This is a genomic window from Streptomyces boluensis (assembly GCF_009908195.1).
Classification (GTDB): Bacteria; Actinomycetota; Actinomycetes; order Streptomycetales; family Streptomycetaceae; genus Streptomyces; species Streptomyces boluensis.
This window is the reverse complement of the sequence record NZ_JAAAHS010000270.1, coordinates 1-10587: the sequence shown is the minus strand read 5'-3', so window position 1 is coordinate 10587 and position 10587 is coordinate 1. Positions and strand designations below refer to the sequence as shown.

Below are 10587 nucleotides of genomic sequence, written 5' to 3'. Positions count from 1 at the left end.
ACCCCACACCAGCACCGCACCGCACGGCACGGCACGGCCCTGTTCACCCCCCACACCCGTTCCGCACCCTGAGACGAGTTGGAGCACGGATGCCCCAGCACGTACCTCCCACGCTGCGCGCCCCGGAATCCCCCGAGGACTCACGGGCGCATGTTCCACCCGGCGCGAGCTCCCCGCACCCGCGCCGGATCGTGTTCCTGTCCCGCCGCGACCTCGGCAATCCGGCCGCGGGCGGCTCCGAACTCCTCGTCGACCAGCTCGCCGGGGGTCTGACCCGCGCCGGCCACGAGGTCACCCTGCTCTGCGGCGGACCGGCCGCCTACCGCGACTACCGCGTCGTCTCGGCGGGCGGCGACCTCGGCCACTATCTGCGGGCCCGCTCCGCGTTCACCCGCCAGGTGGGCGACTGCGACCTGCTCGTCGAGGTCTGCAACGGCATGCCGTACCTGGCGCCGCTGTGGCACCGCGGACCCACGTTGTGCCTGGTCAACCATGTCCACACCGAGCTGTGGGGGATGCGCTATCCCGGCCCCGCGGCCCGGCTCGGCCGGCGTCTCGAACACTGGTCGCTCTCCGGGGCGCAGCGCGGCAACCTCCTGGTCGCCGTCTCCCCTTCCACGGCCGACGCGCTGCGGGCGATCGGGGTCCCCGGCGACCGGATCCGCGTCGTGCACAACGGCGTCGACGATCCGGGGCCGCTCGAACCGCGTTCCGAGGAGCCGCTGTTCCTCGCCATGGGACGGCTCGTCGAGTACAAGCGGATCGATCTGCTCCTTCGCCTGTGGGAGCGGGTCAGGCCGGTCACCGGGGGCCGTCTCGTGATCGTCGGCGACGGTCCCGAACGCGGCCGCCTGGAACAACTGGCCGGTCCCTCCGTGGAGTTCACCGGTCACATATCGGAGGCCGAGAAGCACCGGCTGCTCTGCGCGTCCTGGCTGCTCCTGCACCCTTCCGCGGTGGAGGGCTGGGGCCTGGTCGTCACGGAGGCCGCGACCCGCGGCACCCCGGCGATCGGCTTCGACGTGCCGGGGCTGCGGGACTCCATCGAGGACGGCGTCACCGGCGTCCTGGCCCGCGGCGAGTCGTCCTTCGCGGCGTCGTGGTGCGCGCTGTCGCTGTCCGCGGAGCGGCGTACGGCTATGGGTAAGGCTGCTGCCAGCAGGGCGGCGGATTATCGGTGGGCCAATACGGTCAGCCAGTTCAGGGCTGTCGCGGCGGAAGCGGTGGCGGGTGGTCGTTCATGAGCTCGGCGGACCAGCGCGCCGTCACGGGGGCTGCGCCCCCGGGCCCCCTCGATCGCCCTTCGGGCTCGTCCTCAAGCGCCGGACGGGCTGGATTTAAGGACCGATTCAAGGACCCCTCCTTCCGGCGGTCCCTCAGCCTCTTCCGGGCCTTCATGCAGGAGCAGCAAGACCCCGAGCACTGCTACACCCTCCTCGCCCGCGACGCCGCCGACCAGGTCGAGGCGTACGGGCCCGTCGACGGGCGGACCGTCGTCGATGTCGGGGGTGGGGCCGGGTACTTCACCGCGGAGTTCCGGCGCCGTGGGGCGCAGGCCTATCTCTTCGAGCCGGACGCCGCCGAGTTGGGGGCGGCGCCCGGCCCCGGCGCGGTGCGCGCGGACGGTTATCTGCTGCCGCTCGCGGACGGCGTCGCGGATGTCGCGTTCTCCTCGAACGTCCTGGAGCACGTCGACGACCCCGTGACGTTCATCAGCGAGATGGTGCGGGTCACCCGCCCCGGCGGGCTGATCTATCTGTCGTTCACCAACTGGTACTCGCCCTGGGGCGGCCACGAGTGGGCGCCCTGGCACTATCTGGGCGCCGACCGCGCCGTGGCCCGCTACCGGCGGCGCACCGGCAAAGCGGCCAAGCACACCCTCGGCGAGAACCTCTTCGCCGTGCACGTGGGGCCCACCCTCCGACAGGTGCGGGCCCGTGACGACGTCAACGTCCTCTCGGCCAGGTCGCGTTACTGGCCGTTCCTCGCGGAGGCCGTGCCCAAGGTGCCGGTGCTCCGTGAGGTCGCCACCTGGAACCTTCTTCTCATTCTCCGGCGGTGTGCATGACCAGCACGGTCCAGACCCCACAGCTGCCTCCCCAGGCGCCGCGGCCCACCGCGGGTCCCCCGCCGGGTCCGCCCGCGGGCCCCCGGTCGAGGCGGTGGCTGTTCGGCTTCTGGGCCGTGGTGTTCGTGCTCTTCGTCGCGGCCGCTCCGGGCCGGATGACGTTCGAGACGAAGCTCGGTGTGGCCGCCGACCCGTGGAAGTTTCTCGGCGACCTGGGCCAGTTGTGGCACGACCAGGCGGGCTTCGGCGGGATCTTCAACCAGTACGTCGGGTACGCCTTCCCCTCGCTCCCCTTCTACGGGCTCGCGGATCTCGTGCAGTTGCCGGTGTGGCTGGCGGAGCGGCTCTGGCTCTCGCTGATCGTCACGACCGCGTTCTGGGGTGCGCTGCGGCTCGCCGAGCGGCTCGACATCGGGTCCCGCCCGGCGCGGCTGCTCGCGGCCGCGGCGTACGCACTGTGGCCGACGTACACCATCGTCGTCGGCTCGACCTCGGCGGCGGCGCTTCCGGGTGCGGTGCTGCCCTGGGTGCTGCTGCCGCTGACGAACGACCGGGTGAGCGCGCGGGTCGCGGCGCTCAGGTCGGCGCTGATCATTCCCTTCATGGGCGGCGTCAACGCGGCGTCCGTGCTTGCCTCGTTGCTGCCGGTCGGCCTGTATCTGCTGTCCAGGCCGGGCGGTGCGCGCAAGCGGAAGCTGATCGCCTGGTGGGTGCCGGGCGTGCTCCTGGCCACCGCCTGGTGGGTGGTGCCGCTGCTCCTTCTCGGCGTGTACGGGGAGAACTTCCTGCCGTACGTGGAGTCCTCGCAGACCACCACCGAGACCATGTCGGCCACCGAGACGCTGCGCGGCGCCGGCAACTGGGTGGCGTATCTGCACTTCGGCGAGGCCTGGCTGCCCGCCGGGTGGGCGGTCGCCACGGCCGGACTCGCGGTGCTCGGCTCGGCGTTCGCGGCCGCGCTCGGGCTCGCCGGGCTCGCCCGCCGCGATCTGCCCGAGCGGCGCTGGCTGGTGCTCACCGTGCTGACGGTCGCGCTGATCACCCTCGCCGGGTACGGCGGCACGTTCGGCGGGCCCTTCCACGGGGCCGTGCAGGACTGGCTGAACACAGTGCTCGTGCCGTTCCGCAACATCTACAAGTTCCAGTCGGGGCTCGCCCTCGCGCTCGCCCTCGGCCTCGCCCACCTGGTCGGCGTCGCCTCCCTGGCCCGCGGCGCGCGGCCGGTGCGGGGCCGCAGGTACGCCCCGCTGATCGCCGCCCTGCTCGTGCTGCCCGGCCTGGCGCTGCCGTACGTGACCGGAGCGATCCTGCAGCCCGGCGCGTTCAAGGAGCTGCCCAAGCACTGGGAGCAGACCGCGAGTTGGCTGAAGAAGAACTCGCCGGACTCGCGCGCCCTCGTCGTGCCCGCCACCGCGCACGGCATCTACACCTGGGGCTCCCCCATCGACCAGCCCCTCGACGTGCTCGCCCAGTCCAGCTGGGCGCAGCGCGACTACGTACCGTTCGGCACCGCGGGCAACCGGCGTGCCATGGACGCCGTCGAGCAGGCGCTGCAGACCGGCGGTGAAGTGCCCGGTCTGCAGGACTACTTGAGCCGCGCCGGGCTGCACTACGTGGTGGTGCGCAACGACCTCGACCCCGACCAGATCGGCTATGTGCCGACGGCGACCGTGAAGCGCACCCTGGAGTCCTCCGGGTACGAGCGGGTCACCGGGTTCGGGCCGCAGACCACCGGCGGGCGGATCGCCGACGACACCCCGATCCAGGTCGAGGGCCTCTATCCGCGCAGCCGTGCCGTGGAGATCTACCGGCCGGACGCGCGGACCGAACGGCCCGGCCGGGCCGGACTGAAGGACGCCGCGGACACGGCCGTGGTCAGCGGTGGCCCCGAATCGCTGCTCCCGCTGTCCGCCGACCCGTCGATGCGGGACCGGCCCGCGGTGCTCACCGGTGACCACCGTCCCGGCGTCGGCCGGGCCGCGCTGCAGGTCGTCGGGGACGGCCTTCGCCGCGCCGACACCCGCTTCGGCCTGGTCAACTCCAATACGTCGTACACGTACACGCCCGAGGAACGGAACCACAGCGGCAGCGCGCAGGATCCCGGCAAGGAGCCGAAGCAGATCCTGCCCACCGACGGGGTCGAGCACCAGACCACGGCGAAGCTGCGCGGCGCGAAGTCGGTGACCGCTTCCTCGTCCGGCAACTGGCTGTTCCACCTGCCGCAGTACGACCCGGTGAACGCCTTCGACGGCGCGCCCGGCACCGGCTGGGCGGAGGGCAGCGCCGGTTCGCCGGAGGGCGAGTGGCTGCGTATCGGCTTCGACGGGGCCACCGACGTACCGGGGCGGATCTCCGTGACGCCGCTGCCGCAGAACGGGGTGCGGCCCGCGCCCACCAAGATCCGGGTGGAGACCGCACGCGGCAGCGAGGTGAGCCAGCTGCAGCCCAACGGGCAGCGGCAGCGGGTCGACGCGCCCGCGGGCAGCAGCGACTGGCTGAAGGTCACCATCCTGAGCACCCAGGGCTCCCGGCCCGGTCTGTCCGGGGCGGGCTTCGCCGAGATCGGCGTGCCGGACGTGCAGGTGACGCGGATGCTGAGCCTGCCGAGCGACGCCAAGGCCGACGACGCCGCCGCGACCCGGTTCTCGCTGCACCGCGCCGCCGACCCGGGCGGCCTCAACCCGGCCGGCAGCGAGCCGGGCCTGCACCGCCGCTTCGACGCGACCACCGCCGGTTCGTACGACGTGGCGGCGAGCGCCGTCGCGGTGCCGGGCCGGGAGCTCGACGAGCTGCTTTACAAGGTGGCGCCCGAGCAGAAGAAGCAGCTCAAGGCGAGCGCCGACTCGACCGCGCAGATGGGTGCGGACATCTCGCCGCGCAACCTCACCGACGGTGATCTGACGACGGCCTGGATCGCGGGCGGCTCCGGTGACTCGGCGGTGATCCACCTGCGCTGGCCGGACAAGAAACCGGTCGACGAGATCGTGCTCGCCGCGGCGGGCGGCCTGTCCACCCGGCCCACGAAGGTGGAGATCAGCTCCCCGGACGGCGCGACCGTCGCCGGTGTCGACGAGAACGGCCAGGCCCGCTTCGACGCGATCACCACCGACCGCCTGGACATCACGGTCACCGAGACGGCGCCGCTGACCCTGTTCAACCCGGTCGCCGACGAGAAGCTCCAACTGCCGGTCGGCCTCACCGAGGTGTACGTACCGGCCCTGGAGAAGTACCGCACCGAGCAGCCCGACAAGGACCGCACCTTCTCGCTCGCCTGTGGTGAGGGTCCGGTGCTCTCCGTCGACGGCACGTTCCACGCGACAAGCGCCAAGGGCACCGTGCGTGACCTCACCGAGCGCAGGCCCGTCGAGGTGACGCTGTGCGCGGGCGACGAGCGGGACGGCAGCGTGGACCTGGAGACGGGCACGCACCGGGTCGAGGCCGGGGACGCCGGTCCGCTGGCGATCACCGATGTGACCCTGGACAGCGCCCGCGCCGCCGAACCCTCGGGCGCCGCACGGCAGTTGAAGGTCCGCGAATGGTCGGGCGACCGGCGCTCGCTTGCCGTCGGCTCGGGCGAGGCCTCGTATCTGACGACGTACGAGAACGTCAACGACGGCTGGAAGGCCACCCTGAACGGCACCGAGCTGACCTCGGTACGGCTCGACGGCTGGCAGCAGGGCTGGCTGGTCCCGAAGGGCGCCGCGGGCACCGTGGAGCTGGAGTTCGAGCCCGCGGGCACGTACCGGGCCGGTCTGGTCGGCGGCGGGGTCGGGGTGCTGCTGCTCCTCGGGCTCGTCCTGGTCCGGCGGCGCGCCGAGAACCCCGACGGCCCGGACGTGACGGGCGAGCCGCGGGCGGCGCCGCCCGCGCCGGGGCTGCTGCTCGGCACGGTCGCGCTGACCGTGGTGGGCTTCCTGATCGCCGGTCCGTTCGCGCTGCTCGTGCCGGTGCTCGCGCTGCTCGCCCGGTGGCGGCACGAGCTCCTGGTGCCGATCGGTTTCCTCGCCATGGCGGGCGCGGGCGTCACGGCCGCGCTCGGTGCCGGTTCGGCGGTGGCCGCGGACCGGGGCGCGTTCTCGCCGACGGCCCAAGTGCTCGCCCTGATCGCGCTGTTCGCGGCGCTCGTGACGGTACGGGAACGGGACCGCAGCCCCGGACAGCACGCCCGCACCGAGCCCGAGGAGGAGCCACCGGCCGCACCCATGCCGCCGCTCCCCCAGCGGCACCGGGAGGACGAGCGCGCCACCCCGCTGATGGGCACGCCCAGGTCGGGGCCGACCCTCTCGGCACGCGGCCCGTCCGGCGCGCAGGCCGACCCGCCGACGGCGCAGTTGCCGACGCGCAGGCCACTGCCGCGCCAGGCGCCGCCCGGACCTGGGCAGGGGGAACGCCGATGACGGCCCTGGACCGCCCAGCACCGCAGCGCGACGGGGACCGCCCGGCGCCGCAGCGCGACGGGGACCGCCCGGTACCGCAACGCGACGGGGACCGTCCGGCGCCGCAGCGCGACGGGGAGCGGCCGCGGCGGGTGCCGTTCCCCGTCGTGGACGAGATCGCCCGGCACTGCCTCCAGGAGGAGGAGCCGGAGACCGTCCACATCGAGGTGCATCTGCCGGGGCGCGTGGACCCCGTACGCCTGGAGCGGGCGTTCACCGAGGCGCTGCGGCTCCATCCGCGGATCCTGATGCGGGAGGCGCCGGGCGCCTGGTACCGGCGGCGCTACACCTGGGAGTTGACCGACGCGCCGGACGTGCCGGTGGTGTCGTTCCCGGAGCCGGAGCCGGACGCACTGGGGCGGGCCCGTGCGCGGGCGCTCGCCGAGGCGCCGCCGCTCGACGCGTCCCCGCCGGTCCGCCTCGAAGCCGTGACCGACCCCGAACTCCCCGACAGGTGCGTGCTGTTCCTCGTCGTCAACCACACCGCGCTCGACGGCCCGGCCTGTCTGCGGGTCCTCGCCACCGCCGCCGAGCTGTACGGCGGCCGGGACAACGCGCCGGCCGCGCCCCCGGTGCGTACCGGCGACGCGCCCGTCGAGGCGGTGCCGATGCCGGGCGGGCTCGCACCGCCCGCGCACGTCGCACCCGGCACGCCCGAGCCCCGGCCGGGCAACGGCATGCTGGTCGCCGAACTGCCGGTGCCGAAGCGGCCGAAGGGCGCCCCGTACACCGTCAACGACCAGCTGATGGTCGCCACCGCGCTGATGATCGCGCGCTGGAACCGGGAGCACGGCAGGGGCCAGCGCCCGCTGCGGATCACCATGCCGGTGGACGACCGGCCGAGGGACGCGGCCATGCCCATCGGCAACGGCACCCGGCTCGTCGAAGTGCCGTTCGCCGCCGAGGAGTTGGACGAACACCGGATCCCGGAGCTGCTGCGCGTCACGTCCCTGCGCACCCGCGCCCTCAAGGCCCTGGACCGGCCGCAGTTGGGGCGCGGCGCCGCACTGCTCACCGCGCCCGTGCTGCCGGTGGGGGTACGGGCGGCGCTGACCCGTGGGCTGCGCCGGGCCGCGGGGCCTTGGACGTCGACGACGCTGCTCAGCAACATCGGCCGGATCCCGTACGCCCTGGACTTCGGGGACGCGGGCCGCGCGGACGCCGTGTGGTTCTCGGCCCCGGCCCGCGTCCCGCGCGGCCTCACCGTCACCACCGCGTCCACCGCGGGGCGGCTGCACCTCGCCCTTCGCTGGTCGCGGACGCTGCTCGGGGAGGGTGACGGGGCGCGGCTGCTCGACCTGTTCAAGCGGTACACGCACGCGACCGAGGGGGACGGATGAGCCATCTGACGGAGGAGGTCACGCCGCCCGCCGGGCTCCGCGACTTCTACGAGGACCCCGCCGTACCGGTCGCCTCCGGCGACGCCCGCAGCCTGCGCCAGGCCCGGATGCTCGCCGACGCCCTCGGCCCGGCGGGCGCGACCCCGTCCGTGGTCCTGGACGTCGGCTGCGGCGACGGCACCGCGGCCCGTACGGCGGCGCCGCTGCTCACCGGGCACCGGGTGGTCGGCGTGGACTGGTCGCAGGACGCGCTGCGCCGCGCCAGGTCCCACATGGCACATGTGGTACGCGGTGAACTCTCCGACGGGGGGCTCCCGTTGGCGTCCGGGTGTGCCGACGCGGTGCTGTTCAGCGAGGTCATCGAGCATCTCGTCGACCCGGACAGCGCCCTCGACGAGCTGCGCCGCGTGCTGCGCCCCGGCGGCCATCTGATGCTGTCCACCCCCAACCTCGCCGCCTGGTACAACCGCGCCCTGCTGCTCGCCGGGGTGCAGCCGGTGTTCTCCGAGGTCAGCCTGCGCGGCATCCACGGGCGGCCCGGCACCGAAGTGGTCGGCCATCTGCGGCTCTACACGGCGCGCGCCCTGCGGGAGTTCCTCACCGCCTCGGGCTTCGAGGTGGTGAAGATCGCGGGGGCGCCCTTCCACGGCGTGCCCCGGCCGCTGCGCGCCCTCGACCGGCTCGCCTGCGCCCGGCCGAGCGCCGCGTCGATCCTGCTCGCCCACGCGCGCAGGACCTGAGCATGTGGTGGGGTGTCGGCGCGGCCCTGCTGGCGAACGCGCTGTCCAGCCTCGGCTTCGTCCTGGAGAAGCGGGCCCTCGGCAGGCTGCCCTCGCTGTCGACGCGGCGGCCGCTCGCGCTGTTCCGGCACGTACTCGGCAGCCCGCTGTGGATCGGCGGTTCGCTGGCCCTTCTCGCGGGTTTCGTCGCCCAGTTGGCGGTCTACCGGACGCTGCCCATCGCCGCCGCGCAGGGCCTTTTCATCTCCGGCCTCGTCCTGCTCGTCCTGTTCTCCTCGGTGGCCCTCGGCGAGCAGGTCTCGGGCCGTGAGCGGTACGCGCTCGGTGCGATCCTCGCCGCACTGCTGATGGTCGTGCTCTCCCTGAAGGAGGGCGAGGACCGGGTCGGCCTGCACGCCCCCGCCTCCCTCGTCCTCCTCGTCTGCGTACCGTCCCTCGCCCTGGGCGTCTGGCTGTACGCGGCGGCCGAGCGGCGCGCCCGACGCCTTCACCGGCTGCCGACCAACGGCGCCGAGTACGGCATCGCCGTGGGGCTGCTCTACGGCGTCAGTTCGCTCGCCATCAAGGGGGTGTCCAGCCATCTGACGACCACGGGTCTCGGCGGCGCGGTACGCGAGCTGCTCACGTCCCCGTACCCGTATCTGCTGCTGTTCACGTTCCCGTTCGGCCTGGTCATGTCGCAGGCCGCGCTGCAGCGCTCCCGGGCCTCGCTGATCGTGCCCGTGTGCACGACGGTGACGTGCCTGTTCACGGCCGTGCTCGGCACCCTCGCGTTCGGGGAGGCGCTGCCCGAGGACCCGGTGCGGCTCGCGCTGCGGATCGCGGGCACGGCGCTCGCGGTGTCCGTACTGCTCGCCCTCCCCCGGCACGACACACCACCGCCACCACCGGCCACGCCTACTCGACCCACCGATCTCTCCAGGGAGTTGACCCGCTGATGAACCCCGAAGACCCGCTCCTGAAAATCCTCGCCTGCCCGCTCGACAAGGGCCCGCTGCATCTGCTCGTCCCGGACGAGGCGCTGTACAACCCGCGCCTCCGCCGCCGCTATCCGGTCGTCGACGGCATCCCGCAACTGCTGCCGTCTCTCGGCGAGCAGGTCACCGACGAGGAGCACGAGCGGCTCCTCAAGGAGGTCGGGAACGAGGGCGTCGATGCCGCGGTGCTCCCGGCCGACGGTGAAGGGGTCGGTTCGTCATGACCGTCGCCGCCCGCATCGGGCCCCTGCTGCCCGCCCGCCTGGTCGGCGCCGTCGCGCACGCCGTCTACCCGCGGTTCGAACCGGAACTGGCCCGGCTCGCCGACTTCTGCCCCGCCGACTGCGACACGGCCCTCGACGTCGGCGGCTGGTACGGGCCCTGGTCCCGGCGGCTCGCCGGCCGCGCCCGGCGCGTCATCGCCGTGGAACCGGTGCCGCACCTCGCCCGCGCCCTGGACGCCGCCACGCCGGGCAACGTCCGGGTGGTCCAGGCGGCGGCCACCGACCGCCCCGGCACCGCCCGCCTGTGGCTGCCCCGCGGCGGCCGGGCGACGCGCGGCGACCGCGGGGTGTCCTCCCTGATCCGCCGCGACGACCTGCACACCCAGGCCCTGGACGTGCCGTGCCTGACCCTGGACGGTCTGGGCCTGCGCGACGCCGGCCGGGTGGACTTCGTCAAGATCGACGTGGACGGCAACGAACTGCCCGTCCTGCGCGGCGCGGCGGCCCTCCTGGACCGCGATCACCCGTCCCTGATCGTCGAGTTGGAGGCCCGCATCCAGCCGACGGCCCCGGTCGTGGACCTGCTCGCCGAGCACGGCTACCGCGGCTGGGTGCTGCCGGGACACTCCTGGGTCCCCCTGGACGACTTCGACCTCGCGGCCCACCAGGCGGGCACGGCCCATGTGGTCCGCCGCGGACTGCTCCGCCGGGTGCTGCCGTTCAAGGGCCCCCGGTACGTGAACTCGGTGCTGTTCCTCGCGCACGGCAGACGTCCGGGGCGGGCGGCGGCGCGGGGGCAGGG

Annotated in this window: 8 protein-coding genes; all 8 read left to right on the top strand. The window is 73.9% G+C overall.

Annotated features, from left to right (window positions below; genetic code table 11):
• Window positions 1-89: 89 nt before the first annotated feature.
• Window positions 90-1244 (top strand): glycosyltransferase family 4 protein, encoded by a 1155-nt coding sequence (locus GUY60_RS26900; protein ID WP_161702327.1) that lies wholly within the window; start codon window positions 90-92, stop codon window positions 1242-1244.
• Window positions 1245-1396: 152 nt separating this feature from the next.
• On the top strand, window positions 1397-2068 hold the full coding sequence (locus GUY60_RS26895) for a class I SAM-dependent methyltransferase (RefSeq protein ID WP_246235728.1): 672 nt from the start codon (window positions 1397-1399) through the stop codon (window positions 2066-2068).
• A complete protein-coding gene (locus GUY60_RS26890) occupies window positions 2065-6465 on the top strand; it encodes a DUF3367 domain-containing protein (RefSeq protein WP_161702323.1) in 4401 nt (1466 codons plus the stop codon). Before GUY60_RS26895 ends, GUY60_RS26890 begins: the two co-directional genes overlap by 4 nt.
• On the top strand, window positions 6462-7844 hold the full coding sequence (locus GUY60_RS26885) for a condensation protein (RefSeq protein ID WP_188132940.1): 1383 nt from the start codon (window positions 6462-6464) through the stop codon (window positions 7842-7844). The genes GUY60_RS26890 and GUY60_RS26885 overlap by 4 nt, the downstream gene beginning before the upstream one ends.
• Window positions 7841-8584, top strand: a complete 744-nt coding sequence (locus GUY60_RS26880) for a class I SAM-dependent methyltransferase (RefSeq protein ID WP_161702321.1) — start codon at window positions 7841-7843, stop codon at window positions 8582-8584. Before GUY60_RS26885 ends, GUY60_RS26880 begins: the two co-directional genes overlap by 4 nt.
• A 2-nt stretch (window positions 8585-8586) precedes the next feature.
• Complete coding sequence (locus tag GUY60_RS26875) at window positions 8587-9522, top strand: DMT family protein (protein ID WP_161702319.1); 936 nt, start codon at window positions 8587-8589, stop codon at window positions 9520-9522.
• A complete protein-coding gene (locus GUY60_RS26870) occupies window positions 9522-9785 on the top strand; it encodes a Trm112 family protein (RefSeq protein ID WP_161702317.1) in 264 nt (87 codons plus the stop codon). Before GUY60_RS26875 ends, GUY60_RS26870 begins: the two co-directional genes overlap by 1 nt.
• A partial coding sequence (locus GUY60_RS26865) for an FkbM family methyltransferase (RefSeq protein ID WP_161702315.1) occupies window positions 9782-10587 on the top strand: 806 nt, incomplete at its 3' end. The genes GUY60_RS26870 and GUY60_RS26865, both read left to right, overlap by 4 nt.